This window comes from Nocardia sp. BSTN01 (assembly GCF_015354405.1).
Classification (GTDB): Bacteria; Actinomycetota; Actinomycetes; order Mycobacteriales; family Mycobacteriaceae; genus Nocardia.
Genome location: NZ_JADKYP010000002.1, coordinates 303464 through 321266 on the forward strand (window position 1 = coordinate 303464; position 17803 = coordinate 321266).

15 protein-coding genes are annotated in these 17803 nt (G+C 68.1%); 7 read left to right on the plus strand and 8 right to left on the minus strand.

All coding sequences use genetic code 11. The features are described from left to right. Positions 1-4 precede the first annotated feature (4 nt). From IRT45_RS03060 to IRT45_RS03075, 4 genes are all read right to left on the minus strand, one after another. On the minus strand, positions 5-1174 hold the full coding sequence (locus IRT45_RS03060; RefSeq protein WP_375540051.1) for an AAA family ATPase: 1170 nt from the start codon (positions 1172-1174) through the stop codon (positions 5-7). Positions 1175-1364: 190 nt separating this feature from the next. Next, positions 1365-2441, minus strand: coding sequence for a phospho-N-acetylmuramoyl-pentapeptide-transferase (gene mraY / locus IRT45_RS03065; RefSeq protein WP_194804327.1), 1077 nt, complete (start codon positions 2439-2441; stop codon positions 1365-1367). Positions 2442-2537: 96 nt separating this feature from the next. Then, entirely contained in the window at positions 2538-3956 is a 1419-nt protein-coding gene (locus IRT45_RS03070; RefSeq protein WP_194804328.1) for an NlpC/P60 family protein, read from the minus strand. Between the two features lie 409 nt (positions 3957-4365). After that, positions 4366-4989, minus strand: coding sequence for a DUF6676 family protein (locus tag IRT45_RS03075; protein WP_309240773.1), 624 nt, complete (start codon positions 4987-4989; stop codon positions 4366-4368). 274 nt (positions 4990-5263) lie between these two features. On the opposite strand from IRT45_RS03075, the gene acnA reads away from it, so the two are divergent. The 6 genes from acnA (at position 5264) to IRT45_RS03105 (ending at position 13109) form a co-directional block, all read left to right on the plus strand. Continuing rightward, the gene (gene acnA, locus IRT45_RS03080; RefSeq protein ID WP_194804329.1) at positions 5264-8059 is read left to right on the plus strand and encodes an aconitate hydratase AcnA; all 2796 of its coding nucleotides are present in this window, start codon (positions 5264-5266) and stop codon (positions 8057-8059) included. 176 nt (positions 8060-8235) lie between these two features. Next, positions 8236-8802, plus strand: a complete 567-nt coding sequence (locus IRT45_RS03085; protein WP_036502387.1) for a TetR/AcrR family transcriptional regulator — start codon at positions 8236-8238, stop codon at positions 8800-8802. 53 nt (positions 8803-8855) lie between these two features. Further along, positions 8856-11000, plus strand: coding sequence for a prolyl oligopeptidase family protein (locus IRT45_RS03090; RefSeq protein WP_228533385.1), 2145 nt, complete (start codon positions 8856-8858; stop codon positions 10998-11000). A gap of 72 nt (positions 11001-11072) precedes the next feature. Next, complete coding sequence (locus IRT45_RS03095; protein ID WP_194804330.1) at positions 11073-11489, plus strand: thioesterase family protein; 417 nt, start codon at positions 11073-11075, stop codon at positions 11487-11489. A 175-nt stretch (positions 11490-11664) separates the two neighbouring features. Continuing rightward, positions 11665-12138: a hypothetical protein gene (locus IRT45_RS03100; RefSeq protein ID WP_228533386.1), complete on the plus strand. Its 474-nt coding sequence runs from the start codon at positions 11665-11667 to the stop codon at positions 12136-12138. Between the two features lie 11 nt (positions 12139-12149). Continuing rightward, complete coding sequence (locus IRT45_RS03105) at positions 12150-13109, plus strand: hypothetical protein (RefSeq protein ID WP_194804331.1); 960 nt, start codon at positions 12150-12152, stop codon at positions 13107-13109. 6 nt (positions 13110-13115) lie between these two features. On the opposite strand, the gene IRT45_RS03110 is transcribed toward IRT45_RS03105, so the two are convergent. Next, positions 13116-13619, minus strand: coding sequence for a MarR family winged helix-turn-helix transcriptional regulator (locus IRT45_RS03110; RefSeq protein ID WP_194804332.1), 504 nt, complete (start codon positions 13617-13619; stop codon positions 13116-13118). Between the two features lie 157 nt (positions 13620-13776). Between IRT45_RS03110 and IRT45_RS03115 the strand changes: the two genes are divergently transcribed. After that, a complete protein-coding gene (locus tag IRT45_RS03115; RefSeq protein WP_375540055.1) occupies positions 13777-14190 on the plus strand; it encodes a cupin domain-containing protein in 414 nt (137 codons plus the stop codon). Between the two features lie 14 nt (positions 14191-14204). Here IRT45_RS03115 and IRT45_RS03120 read toward each other — a convergent pair whose 3' ends face one another. The 3 genes from IRT45_RS03120 to IRT45_RS03130 form a co-directional block, all read right to left on the minus strand. After that, complete coding sequence (locus IRT45_RS03120) at positions 14205-14447, minus strand: helix-turn-helix domain-containing protein (RefSeq protein WP_051024681.1); 243 nt, start codon at positions 14445-14447, stop codon at positions 14205-14207. A gap of 140 nt (positions 14448-14587) precedes the next feature. Further along, positions 14588-16219 carry an ABC-F family ATP-binding cassette domain-containing protein gene (locus tag IRT45_RS03125; RefSeq protein WP_194804334.1) on the minus strand — a complete coding sequence of 544 codons (1632 nt, stop codon included), beginning with the start codon at positions 16217-16219 and terminating at the stop codon, positions 14588-14590. 90 nt (positions 16220-16309) lie between these two features. Further along, the gene (locus tag IRT45_RS03130; RefSeq protein ID WP_194804335.1) at positions 16310-17773 is read right to left on the minus strand and encodes an aminotransferase class I/II-fold pyridoxal phosphate-dependent enzyme; all 1464 of its coding nucleotides are present in this window, start codon (positions 17771-17773) and stop codon (positions 16310-16312) included. Positions 17774-17803 lie beyond the last annotated feature (30 nt).

Genomic DNA, 17803 nt, shown 5'->3' on the forward strand with positions numbered 1-17803 from the left:
CCGCTCACTGGCGCTGCGGCTGCCCGGCGCCCTGACCGTTCTGCGGCTGACCGGCCGGATGCGGGGCGATGGGCTGCGGCGCGGCAGCCTGCGGGCCCGGAGCCGGCATCGGTGCGGGACCGCCCTGGGCGGGTGCGTTGGCCTGGGTGGCGACCTGCGGCAGGCCGACGGTCTGCAGCACCCGGCGGATCACGTCGTCGGGGCTGACCTCGTCGGCGAGGGCGTCGTAGGACAGCACGAGACGGTGGCGCAGCACATCCGGAACGACCTCGACCACGTCCTGCGGCACCACGTAATCGCGGCCGCGGATCAGCGCGACCGCGCGGGCGGCGGCGATGATGCCGAGGCTGGCACGCGGTGAGGCGCCGTAGGCGATCCAGCCCGCGACGTCGTCGAGCCCGAATTCGGCCGGCTTGCGAGTCGCGGCGATGACGCGCACGACGTAGTCGACCAGCGCGTGGTGCACGAAGGTGTTGGCGGCCAGTTTCTGCAGCCGGATCAGTTCGGCCGGCTCGAGGATCTGCTTGGGCTCCGGCGGGGTCACACCCATCCGGTAGATGATCTCGCGCTCCTCCTCGACCGTCGGATAGTCGACGACGACCTTGAACAGGAAGCGGTCGCGCTGCGCCTCGGGCAGCGGGTACACACCCTCGCTCTCGATCGGGTTCTGGGTCGCCATGACCAGGAACGGATCGGGCATGGGGTAGGTCTTGCCGCCGATCGACACGTGCCGCTCGGCCATGACCTCGAGCAGTGCCGACTGCACCTTCGCGGGGGCGCGGTTGATCTCGTCGGCGAGGACGAAGTTGGCGACGACCGGGCCGAGCTCGGTATCGAATTCCTCGCGGCCCTGCCGGTAGATGCGGGTACCGATCAGGTCGGTGGGCACCAGGTCGGGGGTGAACTGCACGCGCGAGAAGCTGCCGCCGACCACCTTCGCGAAGGTCTCCACCGCCAGCGTCTTGGCGATACCGGGCACACCCTCGAGCAGCACGTGCCCGCGAGCCAGAACGCCGACGAGCAGCCGCTCGACCAACCGGTCCTGACCGACGATGACCCGTTTGACTTCGTAGATCGCCTTCTCCAGGGTCGCGACGTCACGCTCCAAAGTGCCCGAGGCGGCCTCCGCCTGCTTCACCGCACTCCCAGCGCTCACATCGTCCGTCGAAGTCACCAAACTCCCCGCTTTCGCTTCGGTCTCCATGCGTGCCGCCCCAACTATTCCAGGTATCGAGCAAGATTGCCGCAACTGGGCTCGCACAATGTCGCGGGCCAGGCCTCCCGGGCGGATCGGAAGGCACTCGACGGTGTCCGGAATGCGCTGATTCCGAATTGCCGTGTCACGGCGGGTGGTCGCGGCGGGATCAGCCCACCGCGGCCAGATATTCGGCGTAGAACAGCGCCAGTCCCACCGCGGCCGCGATGCCCGCGAGCAGCCAGAATCTGATGATCACCGTCGTTTCGGGCCAGCCGCCGAGTTCGAAATGGTGATGGAACGGCGCCATCTTGAACAACCGGTTGCGGGTGGTGCGGAAAACCGCGATCTGCAACGCCACGGACAGAATTTCGGCGAAGAACAACGCGCCCACGACCACCATCAGCAATTCGGTGCGGGTGGTGATCGAGATTCCGGCCAGCAGCCCGCCCAGGGCCAGCGACCCGGTATCGCCCATGAAGATCTTGGCCGGATTGGCATTCCACCACAGGAATCCGATGCAGGCGGCGCCACCGGCCGCGCACACCACGGCCAGATCGAGCGGGTCACGTACGCTGTAGCAGCCCGGAAGCGCGTGGGCGGCACAGGAATTGGTGTACTGCCAGAACGTGACGATGACGTAGGCGCCCAGCGCGAAACCCATCGATCCCGCGGCCAGGCCGTCCAGACCGTCGGTGATGTTCACGGCATTGGACCAGGCGACCACCACGAAGCACACCGCCAGCAGGAAGACCACCAGCGGGAAGGCCACCGTGGGCCAGTCGCGCACATACGACACCTGCCGGCTGGCCGGGGTCAGCCCGGTGCTGCCGGGAAAACGCAGCGCCAGGATTCCGAAGACCACGGCCGAGCCGATCTGCCCGATGTACTTGCCCGTCGCGGTCAGGCCCAGATTGCGATGCTTGCGGATCTTGATGAAGTCGTCGAGGAAGCCGACGAAGCCCAGCGCGGTGGCCAGGCCGAGCACCAGCAGCCCGGACGCCGACGGCCCGTCGGCGTCGTAGCGCAGGCCGATGAGGTGCGAACCCAGATAACCGGCCCACAGCCCTGCCACGATCGCGATGCCGCCCATGGTGGGCGTGCCCCGTTTGGCCTGATGACTCTGCGGTCCCTCGACGCGGATCTGCTGGCCGAGATTCCGGCGTGCGAACAACCTGATCAGCAACGGCGTCACGGTGATCGAGACCGCGAGTGCGATCGCCGCCGAGAACAGGATCTGCCTCATCAATACCCCAACTACTGCCGAACTCTCGGCTCGTGCCGAACGGACCGGCACGATGTGTGCCGATTCGCATGGTAGCCAAGATCATTCGGAGGTGCGTCAGGTGATCAGGCGAATCGCGTACGGCATGATGCCGCCCTCGCGCACCGGCGAAATCTTCACGACGTCACCGGATTCGGGCGCCTCGATCATCTTGCCGTCGCCCAGGTACAGCGCGACGTGCTCGCTGCCGTTGGACCCCCAGAACAGCATGTCGCCGCGCTCGCGCTGGGCGACCTTGATTCGGGTGCCCATCGTGTACTGGTAGCCGCTGTAGTGCGGCAGTGAGATGCCGACACCGGCGAAGGCGTAGATCATCAGGCCCGAGCAGTCGAAGCCCACCTTGTTGTAGTCGCCGTAGGAATCGGCCACACCGCCGTCGTGGATGCCCTTGGTGGGCCCGTCCTCGTCGCCGCCACCCCAGGCGTAGGTGACGCCGAGTTGCGACATCGCGCGGTCGACGACGGTCTCGATCAGTTCGGAGCGGCTGCCGCTGGGCCGGCTGGGGGTCGGCATCGATCGGCGCGGCGGCGGGGCGTTGTCCAGCTGGGTGTGCGGACGCTTGCCCGCGGCGAGTTCGGCGGCACGGTCCTGCGCGGCCTGATCGGCGGCGGCGCGCGCCGCGGCGGCGGTCGCGGCCGCCTGGGCGGCGGCGACTTCTGCCCGCCGCCGGCGATCCCAGGCCAGGTAGGCGTCGCGCTGGCCCTGCAATCCGGTCACGGTGGCCCGGGCCTGATCGAGCTGCTGCTGGGCCGAATCGCGCTGTGCCATCAGCGCATCGCGCTTCTGCGCCTGTTCGTCGAGAGCGGCCTTGGCGGCGGCGACCGCGGCCTGCGCCTGCTGCTGTTTCCGATCAGCCTCGTCCGCGGCCGTGTCGGCGGCCTTCTTGGCCTGGCGGGCGGCGGAATCCTTGTTGGCCTGTTCGACCTGCGCCCGGCGTAGGCCGTCGATGGCGGCCTGCTGGTTCTTCGAGGCCATACCGAGCAGATCGGCGCGGTCGAGCGCGGCGGCCGGATCGGCTCCGGCGAGGTAGTTGACCATCGACGTCGACCCCGGGTGGGTGTAGGCGTCGACCGCGAATTCGTCGAACTTGCCCTGCGCCCGGTTCAGCAGGTCTCCGGCGGACTGCAGATCGCGCTGGGTGGCGGCAACGGTGGCCGCGGCCGCGTCGGCGGCGTCCCGGGCGTTCTGCAGATCGACCAGCGCCTTGTTGACCGCCTCGCGCTTGCCGGCGACCTCGGTGTCGAGCTGGGCCAGCTGCTGATCGGCGGTGGCGACCTGATTGATCAGACCGCTGACCTGATTCACCCCCGCATCGACCTGCGCACCCGCCGCGGCGATATCGCCGTCGCTCGGATTCGGAGGTGGCGGTGGCACCGCGGCCACCAGCGGGGCCGTCACTGTCAGCGCGATCCCACATAAGAGCAACCCCACAGCGACCTTCGCGGCTCCCCCGGACCGCCTCGCCGATATTCGCATCACACCTCCCTGATCCCGCTGCGGCTCCCGGCGAGCACCAGATTCGCCAGGACTGCGCTGGGCGACCGATCGAGGCGTCGCCGCACGAGCACCAACGGTCCGTCTGCCCTCGAGGGACGCTGGAGGCCCATGTGACACTTCTTCCCCAAGAGTGTCACCTCGAAACCGTACGACACTTCTTTCACAGAGGAAACATCGGACGACAAATCACAGGGGAGTAATTTCCGGTTTGCTAAAAATTCGCTAACCGTGATTAGGGGTTCTGGGGGCGAACCAAACCGGTCGTTCAGTTTCGTCCCGCGAATCGCGACTTATCCCTCGAATCGGGCATCGCGCCGAGGTGGTGGCTAGTTTCCGGCGACCATCCCGGGTCACCTCGCGACACGCCGAGGACGGCCGCTGGGGACGGCTAGCGAGACGGCACCGGCGGATTCGGCGGTGCCTCGGCGGCCACCGCCGCCCGCTCCCGCGACGCCCGCCGGGACTTGATGTAGTACAGGCCCCCGATGGTCAGCACGGTGCCGGCCAGCACAACTCCCGTGATCGCGGTCCAGGACACCTTTTCCGGCGTCTCCAGCCGGTCGACGAAGATCTGCGCGGCCGTCGCGGTGTGCCCGCCCTGATACTTGGCCTTGTCCTCGGCCCACTCCAGCCGCGAGCGGTTGATCGAATCGCTGTAGGTGCCGATCCAGTCGTCGCTGAACACCACGACCGTGCCGTGTTCGCTCTTGCCGAGGGTGGTCGCCAGGTCGCGCAGATCCGAATCGCGACCCGGATTTCCCTTCACGACCACGATGTTCAGCGCGATGCCGTGCGCGCGGGCCTGATCCGCGATCTCGGCGAGCTTGTCCTGATTCTTGGATTCGGGCGCCGCCACGTGGTTGTCGGCCAGATCCAGCACGATGGCGTCGACGTCGGTATCCGGCGGTAGCTCCGCGGCCATGGGGGTGAAAACCGAGGCATACGAGACGGTCATCTTCCATCCGGTCTTGTCGAGCCGCCGACTCCAGCGACGGACGTCCAACACATTCACGTGATCAACACACACCTGGCCGGCACACCGGAGGCGACAACTCCGGCGGGGCCTTCGAGCACAGTACGCGACGGGGGCATCATGGATGGCGGCACGCCGCGCCGTACGCGCCCCGCATGCTTCATAGGACAAGCGTACTGTTAGAGTTCGGAAGTACGAGGCGCGCAGCCCGAAACGCGTCCTCGACGACAGCCGCCGGCGCAGCCCCGCCGGTGGCCACCCCACGGGGCCCGCACGCGCCCCGATCGGAACACCGACGAGTGGAGCTGAACGTATGACAAGTATCGATACATTCGGCGCCAAGGGCACCCTCGAGGTCGGAAGCAACTCCTACGAGATCTTCCGCCTCTCGGCCGTGCCCGGCACCGAGAAGCTGCCCTACGCCCTGAAGGTCCTGGCGGAGAACCTGCTCCGCACCGAGGACGGCGCCAACATCACCGCCGACCACATCCGCGCCATCGCCAACTGGGATCCGTCGGCGGAGCCGAGTATCGAGATCCAGTTCACCCCCGCCCGCGTGATCATGCAGGACTTCACCGGCGTGCCCTGTGTGGTCGACCTGGCCACCATGCGTGAGGCCGTCACCGCCCTGGGTGGCGACCCGAACAAGGTCAACCCGCTCTCCCCCGCCGACATGGTCATCGACCACTCGGTGATCCTCGACGTCTTCGGCCGCGCCGACGCCCTCGAGCGCAACGTCGACCTGGAGTACCAGCGCAACGGCGAGCGTTACCAGTTCCTGCGCTGGGGCCAGGGCGCGTTCGACGACTTCAAGGTCGTCCCCCCGGGCACCGGCATCGTGCACCAGGTCAACATCGAGTACCTGGCCCCGACCGTCATGACCCGCAACGGCCAGGCCTACCCGGACACCTGCGTCGGCACCGACTCGCACACCACGATGGTCAACGGCCTGGGCGTGCTGGGCTGGGGCGTCGGCGGTATCGAGGCCGAGGCCGCGATGCTGGGCCAGCCCGTCTCCATGCTCATCCCGCGGGTTGTCGGCTTCAAGCTCACCGGTGAGATCCAGCCGGGCGTCACCGCCACCGACGTCGTGCTGACCGTCACCGACATGCTGCGCAAGCACGGTGTGGTCGGCAAGTTCGTCGAGTTCTACGGCGCCGGTGTGGCCGAGGTGCCGCTGGCCAACCGCGCCACCCTGGGCAACATGAGCCCCGAATTCGGTTCCACCGCAGCGATCTTCCCGATCGACGGGGAGACCATCAACTACCTGCGTCTGACCGGTCGCTCCGACGAGCAGCTGGCCCTGGTCGAGGCCTACGCCAAGGAACAGGGCATGTGGCACGACGCCGCACACGAGCCCGCCTACTCGGAGTACCTCGAGCTCGACCTGAGCACCGTGGTCCCCTCGATCGCCGGCCCGAAGCGCCCGCAGGACCGCATCCTGCTCAGCGAGTCGAAGGCGGCGTTCCGCTCCGACATCACCGACTACGTCACCGGTGACTACAACGGACTCGACGAAGGCGTCGAGGAGACCTTCCCCGCCTCGGATCCAGTCTCGGTCTCGGCCGGTGCCGCCGACGCGAGCTACGCCCCCGCCCATTCGGCGGCCAACGGTGCGCAGGGGCGGCCGTCCAAGCCGGTCAAGGTGGTTTCCGAGGACCGCGGTGAGTTTGTTCTCGATCACGGCGCGGTCGTGGTCGCGGGCATCACCTCCTGCACCAACACCTCCAACCCGTCGGTCATGATCGGTGCGGCGCTGCTGGCCCGCAACGCGGTCGAGAAGGGCCTGTCCAGCAAGCCGTGGGTCAAGACCAACATGGCCCCGGGCTCGCAGGTCGTCTCCGACTACTACGAGAAGGCCGGTCTGTGGCCCTACCTGGAGAAGCTGGGCTTCTACCTGGGCGGTTACGGCTGCACCACCTGCATCGGCAACACCGGCCCGCTGCCGGAGGCGATCTCCAAGGCCGTCAACGACAACGACCTGTCGGTCACCGCCGTGCTGTCCGGTAACCGCAACTTCGAGGGCCGCATCTCCCCCGATGTGAAGATGAACTACCTGGCCTCCCCGCCGCTGGTCATCGCCTACGCCCTGGCCGGCACCATGGACTTCGACTTCGAGACCGACGCGCTGGGTCAGGACACCGAGGGCAACGACGTGTTCCTGCGTGACATCTGGCCCTCGGCCCAGGAGATCGACGACACCATCAAGTCGGCGATCAGCCAGGACATGTTCCGCAAGTCCTACGCCGACGTCTTCAAGGGCGACGAGCGCTGGCGCAACCTCGACACCCCGTCCGGTGACACCTTCGCCTGGGACGAGAACTCCACCTACGTCCGCAAGGCGCCGTACTTCGACGGGATGGAACTCGAGCCGGCCCCGGTCGAGGACATCAAGGGCGCCCGCGTGCTGGCCCTGCTGGGTGATTCGGTCACCACCGACCACATCTCCCCGGCCGGTCCGATCAAGCCGGGCACCCCGGCCGCGCAGTACCTCGACTCGCACGGCGTCGAGCGCAAGGACTACAACTCCCTGGGCTCGCGGCGCGGCAACCACGAGGTGATGATCCGCGGCACGTTCGCCAACATCCGGCTGCGCAACCAGCTGCTCGAGGACGTCTCGGGTGGTTACACCCGCGACTTCACCCAGGACGGTGGCCCGCAGGCGTTCATCTACGACGCCTCGCAGAACTACCAGAAGGCCGGCATCCCGCTGGTCGTGCTGGGCGGTAAGGAGTACGGCTCGGGTTCCTCGCGTGACTGGGCGGCCAAGGGCACCCGTCTGCTGGGCGTCAAGGCCGTCATCACCGAGTCGTTCGAGCGCATCCACCGGTCGAATCTGATCGGCATGGGCGTGATCCCGCTGCAGTTCCCGGCGGGTGAGTCGGCCGCGTCGCTGGGCCTGGACGGCACCGAGGTGTTCGACATCGAGGGCATCACCAAGCTCAACGAGGGCGTCACGCCGAAGACCCTGAAGGTCACCGCGACCAAGGAGAACGGCGAGAAGGTCACCTTCGACGCGGTCGTGCGCATCGACACCCCCGGTGAAGCCGACTACTACCGCAACGGCGGCATCCTGCAGTTCGTGCTGCGCAACATGATTCGCGGCTGATATCCCGCACCGCGCGGTGCGGCGTCGTGCCGCGCCCGGCGACCGTCCGGATCGCCGGGCCGGCGCGAACAGCGTTGCGCCGCCGCAGGATCTACGCGTCCATGCTCGTACTGTGAGAACCCCCGCGCCGGATCGTCCCGGCGCGGGGGTCCGTGCATTCCCCGCTGGAGGAGCCCATGCCCAAGGTCAGTGACGATCACCTCGCCGCCCGGCGCAGCCAGATTCTGGACGGAGCGCGGCGGTGTTTCGCCGAATTCGGGTACGAGGGTGCGACCGTCCGCCGTCTGGAAGAGGCGATCGGCCTGTCCCGCGGCGCGATCTTCCATCATTTCCGGGACAAGGACGCCCTGTTCCTCGCCCTGGCCCAGGAGGATGCCGGACGGATGGCCGAGGTCGCGGCCAACGAGGGCATCGTGCAGGTCATGCGGGAGATGCTCGACAATCCCGCGCAGTACAACTGGCTGGGAACCCGCCTCGAGATCGCCCGGCGCCTGCGCACCGATCCTGAATTCGCCGCCGGCTGGACCCAGCGTTCGGCCGAGCTCACCGCGGCCACCCTGGCCCGGCTGGAACGCCGCAAGGCGGCGGGCGCGCTGCGCGACGACGTGCCCACCGACGTGCTGCTCGGCTATCTCGATCTCGTGCTCGACGGGCTCATCGCCCGCATCGCGTCCGGCCACGTCAACGAAAACCTCACGGCAGTACTCGATCTCGTGGAGGCGTCGGTCCGCCGCCGCGACTGAACCAACCACCGTATCCGCCCGTACCCCCGCGGTGTTCGTCGTACCATGTGCTGATGATCATGGGGCGGGGACGACGAGACGGACATATCGGTGCCAGGCGCACCCCACTACATGCCGCGGTCGTGCTGTCGATCGCCGTGCTGATCGCGGCGTGCGGCAGTGCCGCCGCACCACAGGATCCCTATCTCTGGCTCGAGGAGCTCGACAGCCCCCGCGTGCAGGCGTGGGTCGGCGATCAGAACCGGCGGACCCTCGATGTGCTCGAACACGATTCGCGCTACGCCGGCAATCTCGCGCAGGCGACGGCGCTGGCGAAGACGTCCGACCGGATCCCGATGCCGCGCTTCGAGGACGGCACCGTCGAGAACTTCTGGCAGGACGATGACCACAAACGCGGCATCTGGCGCGAAACGACGGCCGCCGATTACGAAGCGCCGCAACCGAACTGGACCACCCTGCTCGACCTCGACGAGCTGTCGCGAGCCGAGGGGAAGAACTGGGTCTGGCGCGGCGCCGACTGCGATCCGGTCACGCATCGCCGGTGCCTGATCAGTCTGTCCGATGGCGGCGAGGACGCCGTCTCGGTCCGCGAATTCGACCGCAGCACACGGCAGTTCGTGCCGGACGGATTCACGGTGCCGCGCGGCAAGGTGGACCTCACGTTCAGTGACGAGAACACGGTGCTCATCGCGCGGGAGTGGCACCCGGGTGAGATGACGGTCTCCGGCTACCCGTATGTCGTCCGGCAGTGGCGCCGGGGCCAACCTCTCGACGCGGCAACCGAACTCGCGCGTGGCGACCGGACCGATCAGCTGTCGACCGCGCCGGTCGTGCTGGACAACGGCGCCGGGCGGCGGCTCGATCTCGTCGTGCGCGGCCGGACCTTCTTCGAACACGATGTCGACCTGCTCACCGCGACCGGCAGGGTACGGACCGCGCTCCCGGCGAAGTCGGACTTCGCCGGTCTGGTCGGCAACCACCTGCTGGTGTCGCTGCAGCAGGACTGGGTTCTCGGCGCGACGACTTTTCCGGCAGGCGCGCTGGTATCGGTGGACGCCGATCGACTGAGCACCGATCCGGACCATCCGCAGGTGACGCCGGTTTATCTCCCCGGCCCGGCGGAGAGTCTGAGCGGCGTGCAGGCCACGCGTGAGCACGTCGTGGTCACGTCACTGAACGACGTGCGCGGTCGCGCCACCGTCTACACACCGCGTCCGGACGGGACCTGGTCGCCGACGCCGGTGCCGTTGCCGGACAACGCGACCGTCGACACCGTCACCGCCGATCCGGCGGGCGAGCACGCCTATCTCTCGGTGACCTCGTTCCTCGTTCCGACCACGCTGTGGAGCGTGGACACCGCCGCCGGCACGGCCCGGCAGGTGAAAAGCACACCGCCGCAGTTCGATTCGTCCCGCTATGTGGTCGAGCAGCAGAAGGCGACCTCGGCCGACGGCACCCCGGTGCCGTATTTCGTGGTGCACGCCGCCGATATGGCGGTCGACGGCTCGAACCCCACCCTGATGAACGCCTACGGCGGCTTCGGGATATCGCAGACTCCCTCCTATCAGGCGACGCTCGGCCGGCTCTGGCTCGAGCACGGCGGCGTCTTCGTCCTGGCGAACATTCGCGGCGGCGGCGAATTCGGTCCCGCCTGGCACGAGGCCGCGCGCACCACCCGGCGGCAGCGGGCGTTCGACGATTTCGCCGCGGTCGGCAAGGATCTGGTGGCCCGGGGCGTGACCAGCCCACGGCGGCTCGGCATCCAGGGCGGTTCCAACGGCGGTCTGCTCATGGGGGTCGAATTCGTCCAGCATCCGGAGATGTGGAACGCGGTCGACATCCAGGTGCCATTGCTGGACATGATGCGCTACGAGAAGATCGCCGCGGGCGCCTCCTGGGTGGACGAGTACGGCAGCGTCGACGATCCCGCTCAGCGGGCGTTTCTCCAATCCATCTCGCCGTACGGGCAATTGCGACGCGGTGCGCGCTATCCGGAGCCGTTCGTCTGGACCACGACCAAGGACGACCGGGTGGGCCCGCAGCACGCCCGCAAGTTCGCCGCGCGGCTGGCCGAGTTCGGCGATCCGTATCTGTTCTACGAGGCGGGCGAGGGCGGTCACGGCGCCGGCGCCGACCGGGAGGAACAGGCTCACACCAGCGCGCTCGAGTACACGTATCTGATGCGGCGACTGATGTAGCCGCCGCGATGCGGTGACCGATCCCACGCCCGATCCGGAAATACCCGGAACAGGGTGGCGGTTCGCCCGGGTATGACCTTTTCTGTGCCCGTCACCGTCCGCGGATACGAACTCGACGTCAACGGCCATCTCAACCAGGCCGTGTACCACCAGTACGCCGAGCACGCCCGCTGGGAGGTGCTGCGCGCGGCCGGTCTGGTTCCGGACAAGATGCGGCTGTCCGGACTCGGCCCGGTGGTCCTGGAATCGACCGTCAAGTATCGGCGGGAACTGCATCTGGGCGACGAGATCACCGTGACCTGCGAATGCCGCTGGGGCGAGGGCAAGGCGTTCTGGATGGACCAGCAGATCCGCAAGCTCGACGGCACCGTCTCCGCGGAGTTCTCCGTCGTGCTCGGTCTGATGGATCTCGACACGCGCAAACTCGTGTCGAACCCGGGTCGGCGGTTCCTGGAACTCGCCGAATCCCCCGGTGTGCTCGGTCTGTGAGGCGTTGACAGCTCAACCGAATCGCTTTCGGCGATAGCGCTTTCCACGCCGGTGCCCCGGCACCGGGTTTGCACCGGAATTCTTTCGTTGCGAACCGGCCGGGCACCGTGGCGGGCTATGATCCAGTTCACGCTCGACTTCCGGGGCAAATCGCGAGCAGATCGGAGTCCAGCCCATGAACGATGCCGGCCGCCAGGTACCCGGACACACCCGGCCGCGCCCGAAACCCCGCCACCCGGCGCCACCGCTGTCCGGCCGCCTGGTCGCCGAATCTCGCGACACCATCAGCGTCCGGGTCGCCGAGGGCATCTGGACCCTCGATCGCGACGACGTCCTCCAGCTGCGCGACGAATCGCCGGATTCCGGCACCGGCGCCGCCGAACGCGCGGTCCTGGTCTGGATACGGCCCGGTGCCACAGCCGATTTCACGCAGCGTCGCCGCATTCAGCTCACCGAACGCCCGCTGACGCTGCCGCCCCGGCCCAGCCCTGCCGTCGGTGACGAGTTGCTGGCCCGCCTGACCGACCAGTGGGCCCGGAAGCTCGACCTCGCGCCCGCCCCGGGGGCCGCCGGCGCCACGGTGAGCTACAGCCAGACTCGCAGCGGCGGGGGCAGCGACGACGGCACCGCCTGCGACAGCCTGGACTGAGGAGCCGGTCGATGAGTGCCCGGTCGCCGGGTGCCGTGCTGATCGTCGCCGAGAGCGGCGATCTGCACGCCGACGCGATGGCCTCGATGTTGCGGAATATGTACGGACTCAATCCGATTCGTCTGGATATGCGCGATTTTCCGCGCGAATGCGGCAGTTTCCGGCTCGACCGCGCCGGCGCCGCCCGCTCGATGTCGCATATCGCCGGTCTCGACGACGTGACCGCCGTCTGGTGGCGTCGTCCCCGGCCGTGCCGGGTGCCCGGCGGTTTCCTCGACGGCGACGACGATTTCCGGCAGGCCGAATGCGACGGGTTCCTGCAGGGCCTGCTGTGGTCGATACCGGCGGTCTGGGTCAACGATCCCGGCGCCGACCGCACCGCCACCCGCAAAATCGTGCAGCTCGACACCGCCCGGCGCAGTGGTTTCGCGATCCCGGAAACGTTGATCACCAATGATCCCGACGAGGCTCGCAGTTTCGTCGATTCCCGCGGCGGATCGGTCATCTACAAGCGGACGGGTACCGGCCGCGCGGAATTCTCCGAAACGCGCATCGTGAGCCGCGAGGATCTCGGCCGATTCGACACCATCCGCTCGGCGCCGACCACCTTCCAGGACTACGTCGAAGCCGAATGCGATCTGCGGGTGGTGTGGATCGACGGCGTCGAGTGGGCGGTGCGGATCGACTCGCAATCCGGTGCGGGATGGGTGGATTCGCGCCTCGACACCTCGGTGGCCTTCACTCGCGAGCGGCTGCCCGCGTCGGTGAGCAAGTCGCTGACCACGCTGATGGGCGCGCTCGGACTGGTGTTCGGCGTGCTCGACATCAGGCTCGGGCTCGACGGCGAGTACTACTTCCTCGAGGTGAACCCGCAGGGGCAGTTCGCCTACCTGGAGATCAAGACCGGGCTGCCGATCTTCGCCAGTCTCGCCCAGTTCCTCGTCCATGGTGAGGCGATGGTGTCGGGCTGACCGCCGTCACGGCCGGTCGAGGTCGGCCAGCAGGATGCGAGCGATCCGGTCCAGTTCGCCGCGGTCGCGCGCCGACAAGCCGGACAGCAGGCGCGTCTCGTTGGCGGTGTGTGCCGTGACGACCTCGTCGACGCGGGCGCGACCGGCCTCGGTCAGGGCGACCCGGACCGCGCGGCGGTCGGCGCGATCGGCGATGCGTCGAACCAGTCCGGCCGATTCCAGGCGGTCCAGGCGGCCGGTCATGCCGGCGCGCGACAACATCAGCGTGTCGGCCAGGACCGACGGGGTCAGTTCGAACGGTTCACCCGAACGTCGCAGTGCCGCAAGCACATCGAACTCGCCGCGCTGCAGCCCGTGCGCGGTGAACACCGCGTCGATCTCGCGCTCGGCGAGGACGTAGAGACGCCCGAGGCGGCCGAGCACCGCCATCGCCGTGAGGTCCAGGTCGGGCCGTTCCCGCTCCCACTGCGCCACGATCGCATCCACCGCATCGGTCTGTCGTCCAGCCATGGACACATACTATTCGACGGGATATAGTTCGGTAGCGAACTATCCGATAGCGAACTATTTGGGAGATCCGATGACCACCGAACCCCGTATTCCCGCCGCCGTCGTCCAGCCCGCCGAGGCCGAGGTGCGCACGACCGACGCGGTGACCATGCGCCTGCTGCTGGATTCCGACCGCACCGGCGGCAGCGTCAGCACGCTCGAGGTCACGATGGCGCCCGGCGCCGACGGCGCGACTCCGCACTACCACACGCTGTCCGACGAGCTGTTCTACGTCGCCGAGGGCGAATTGCAGGTGCTCGCGGGCGAGGAGATCACGACGGTCGCCGCAGGCGGCGCGATCACGGTGCCGCGGTTCATGCCGCACGCCTTCGGCGCCGCACCGGGTTCACCGGCGCGGATCCTCATCGCCCTGACCCCCGCCGTGCAGCGCTTCGGCTACTTCCGACTGCTCGAGCGGGTGGCCGCCGGCGAGGCCACCCTCGCCGAACTCGCCGCCACCCAGGACGAGTACGACAACCATTTCGTGGACGCGCCGAACTGGTGGGCCGAACGCAACGCCCACCGTGCGTGAAGCGAGTGGGCGGGTCAGGGCTTGCTGACCGCTTTGCGCCGGTTGGCACCACCCCGGCTGCGGAGTTGCACATGCGACTCCACGAGCACGTTGTGAATGAATCCGTACGAGCGGCCGGTCTCCCGCGCCAGCGAACGAATGCTGGCGCCCGCCTCGTATTGCTTCTTCAGCTGGGTTTGCAGCCGGTCGCGCGACTTGCCCGTGACGCGCGTGCCCTTACCCAACATCGACTTCCCCTGTGCGGGCCTGTCACTCATGGCTTCCTCCGGTCGCCGTGCAGCCTCATTCCAGGCTAGACACTCGACTCGCAGTGATCAACGCCTCACTGTGATGAAACTCACCGATTGCGAGGATCTTTCGGCGTGTCTCGGCGCGTCGCGGGAAGCATTCGCCACGCTCAGGCCAGCTGAATCAGTTCCAGGTAGTCCTGCGACCAGTGGTCCTCGGTGCCGTCGGGCAGCATGATCACCCGTTCCGGATTCAACGCCTCGGCCGCGCCCGGGTCGTGAGTGACCAGAACGACCGCGCCCGCATAGCTGCGCAGCGCGTCGAGGACCTGTTCGCGCGAGACCGGATCGAGGTTGTTGGTGGGCTCGTCGAGCAGCAGCACGTTGGCCGCCGAGGAAACCAGGCCGGCCAGCGCGAGCCGGGTCTTCTCACCGCCGGACAGGGTGCCGGCCGGCTGTTCGAGCTGCGGGCCGGTGAACATGAACGCGCCCAGCAGCCCGCGCAGGTCCTGCTCGCTCGCGTCGGGAGCCGCGTGGCGGATGTTCTCCCAGACGGTGGCGTTGTCGTCGAGGGTGTCGTGTTCCTGGGCGAAATACCCGATGCGCAGCCCGCGTCCCGGATCGATCTGTCCGGCGGTCAGCGGCTCGACACCCGCGAGCAGCCGCAGCATGGTCGTCTTACCCGCGCCGTTGAGGCCGAGGATCACGACCCGGCTGCCCTTGTCGATGGCCAGATTCACGCCGGTGAAGATTTCCAGCGATCCGTAGAGCTTGGTGAGGTTGGTGGCCATCAGCGGTGTCTTGCCGCAGGGAGCGGGTTCGGGGAACTTGATGCGGGCCACCTTGTCGGCCACGCGCACGTCGTCGAGTTCGGAGAGCATGCGCTCGGCACGCTTGACCATCTGATGTGCCGCAGCGGCTTTCGTCGCTTTCGCGCCGAGTTTGGCGGCCTGCTGCTTGAGCGCGGAGGCCTTCTTCTCCGCGTTGGCGCGCTCGCGGACGCGGCGCTGTTCGTCGGTGGCGCGGGCGTCGAGATACTTCTTCCAGCCCATGTTGTAGATGTCGGCCTCACCGCGCACGGCGTCGAGGAACCACACCTTGTTCACCACGTCGGCGAGCAGGTCGACGTCGTGGGAAATGACGATCAGGCCACCGTCGTGGTTCTGCAGAAAGCCGCGCAGCCACGTGATCGAGTCGGCGTCGAGGTGGTTGGTGGGCTCGTCGAGCAGCAGCGTCGTATCGGATTTGCCGCCGGAGCCGTCGGAGGCGGAGAACAGGATCCGCGCCAGCTCGATGCGGCGGCGCTGACCGCCCGACAGGGTGCGCAGCGCCTGGCCCAGCACCCGGTCCGGCAGACCGAGGCTGTGGCAGATCCGGGCGGCCTCGCTCTCGGCGACGTAGCCGCCCAGCGCCGAGAATCGCTCCTCGAGCCGGCCGTACTTGCGCACCGCCTTCTCGCGTTCGGCGTCGTCGACGACCTCGGCCATCAGGGCCTGCTGCTTCTCCATATCGCGGATCAGCTTGTCGAGCCCGCGCGCCGAGAGCACCCGGTCGCGGGCCAGCACGTCGAGATTTCCCTCACGCGGATCCTGCGGCAGATAGCCGATTTCCCCCGAACGAATCACCTTGCCGGCGTAGGGTTCTCCTTCACCGGCCAGGATGCGCAGCGTGGTGGTCTTGCCCGCGCCGTTGCGCCCGACGAGACCGATCCGATCACCGGCCTGCACCCGCAGCGCCGAACCCGGCGCGGTGAGCAGGGTGCGGATTCCGGCCCGGACCTCCAGGTCGGTCGCGGTGATCACAACAGTCTCCTAGCACGGTAAGGGGGCAAACGGTTCGATTGTGCATCCCTGGGACACACCAGAACCACCCATTTTACCGGCTCTCGACGGTCACTCGGCCACCACCCGCAGCGTGCGCAGCTCCGGATCGGCGGGATCGGGGACATTCATCCCGTTCTCCACTCCGGACCGCAGGTAGTCCACGACCGCGGCGTCGACCAGTTCCCCGGGCACGATCACCGGAATCCCCGGCGGGTACGGCGTGACCTGTTCGGCGGCGATGCGGCCGATCGCCTTCTCGAACGGCACCGTCTCCTCCGGGCCGAAGAAGGCGTCTCGCGGGTTCATCACCGATTCCAGCTGCAGCTCACGCGGTGCGGGCACATGGATGTCGGCCGGGTTCGGACCGGCGCCGCGGTAGTGCACACGCCAGGCGGTCATGGCGTCGACCAGTGCGTCGACGGTGTCGGCGTCGTCGGCCATCGACAGCGTGGCCAGGATCCGGCGATGGTCACTGTGGCCCATATCGATGCGGCGGTGCTCGCGCAGCCAGTCGGCGACCTCGAAACCCGTTGCGCCGGTATCGGATACGTCCATCAGCACCTGCATGCGATCGAGGTCGTGGGAGGCCTCCGCGCCGAGCAGTTCGTCCTCCATCACCGAGATGCCGGGAATCCGGTCGAGCGCGGTCCGGGCCCGCTCGGCCGTGTGCAGCGCGTCGGTGAGCAGCTTCTCGCCGTGCTCCACCATCTGGCGGCGCCAGCCGTCGATGGCCGCGTAGAGCAGCACGTTGGGGCTCGTCGTGGTGAGCAGTTCGGCGCACAGCTTCAACTTGTCGACATCGACCAGATCGCCCTGGACGTGGAAGACCGAACCCTGTTCGAATCCGGCGCCCATCTTGTGCACGCTGACCACGCAGACATCGGCGCCGGCGTCCATCGCCCAGGTCGGCAGATCGGGATGGAACGGCAGATGCGCGCCCCACGCCTCGTCGATGATCAGCGGCTTGCCACGGCGATGGCACACCTGCGCGATACCGGAGATGTCGGCGCAGGTGCCGTACGGGCTCGGGCTGACGATCAGCGCGGCCGCGGCGTCGGGATATTTCTCCCACGCTCGGTCGACCTGCTCGGGCGACGGCGGATGTGACAGGTGCCGCTGCGCGTCCCAGCGCGGCGGCACCCAGCGTGGCAGCACGCCGGAGAACACCAGCCCCGCGACGATCGACTTGTGGCTGTCGCGGCCCAGGATGAGACCGCCCTCGGCGCCGCCGGCGACGGCGAGCATCGCCGCCTTCACCGACAGCGAACTGCCGCAAGTGGAGAAGAACGCCGCGTCGGCGCCCACCGCGTCGGCCATCAACTGCTCGGCCTCGCTCAGATAGCCGCCCCGCGAGAGCCGGTCGTCGAGGCCGGGTGCGGCGAGGATGTCGACCGCCAGCGCGCCGCCGAGCACCTCGCGCACGCGCGGGTCCGCGCCCGCGCCCTGCCGATGGCCGGGCGGGGTGAAGCCGTAGCGGCCGAGTTGCCGGTATTCGGCCAATGCGTCCAGCACAGGGGCCCGTGACTGATCCATCCGTTCGCCTCTCGTGGATATCGATGGTGA

What these genes read in the sequence shown, in the direction of transcription:
- IRT45_RS03110 (WP_194804332.1), bottom strand. Translation starts at nt 13,619, where the DNA reads ATGGCTGGACGACAGACCGATGCGGTGGATGCGATCGTGGCGCAGTGG.
- IRT45_RS03095 (WP_194804330.1), top strand. Translation starts at nt 11,073, where the DNA reads ATGACCTTTTCTGTGCCCGTCACCGTCCGCGGATACGAACTCGACGTC.
- IRT45_RS03085 (WP_036502387.1), top strand. Translation starts at nt 8,236, where the DNA reads ATGCCCAAGGTCAGTGACGATCACCTCGCCGCCCGGCGCAGCCAGATT.
- IRT45_RS03070 (WP_194804328.1), bottom strand. Translation starts at nt 3,956, where the DNA reads ATGCGAATATCGGCGAGGCGGTCCGGGGGAGCCGCGAAGGTCGCTGTG.
- IRT45_RS03090 (WP_228533385.1), top strand. Translation starts at nt 8,856, where the DNA reads ATGATCATGGGGCGGGGACGACGAGACGGACATATCGGTGCCAGGCGC.
- IRT45_RS03100 (WP_228533386.1), top strand. Translation starts at nt 11,665, where the DNA reads ATGAACGATGCCGGCCGCCAGGTACCCGGACACACCCGGCCGCGCCCG.
- IRT45_RS03120 (WP_051024681.1), bottom strand. Translation starts at nt 14,447, where the DNA reads ATGAGTGACAGGCCCGCACAGGGGAAGTCGATGTTGGGTAAGGGCACG.
- IRT45_RS03130 (WP_194804335.1), bottom strand. Translation starts at nt 17,773, where the DNA reads ATGGATCAGTCACGGGCCCCTGTGCTGGACGCATTGGCCGAATACCGG.
- IRT45_RS03105 (WP_194804331.1), top strand. Translation starts at nt 12,150, where the DNA reads ATGAGTGCCCGGTCGCCGGGTGCCGTGCTGATCGTCGCCGAGAGCGGC.
- mraY (WP_194804327.1), bottom strand. Translation starts at nt 2,441, where the DNA reads ATGAGGCAGATCCTGTTCTCGGCGGCGATCGCACTCGCGGTCTCGATC.
- acnA (WP_194804329.1), top strand. Translation starts at nt 5,264, where the DNA reads ATGACAAGTATCGATACATTCGGCGCCAAGGGCACCCTCGAGGTCGGA.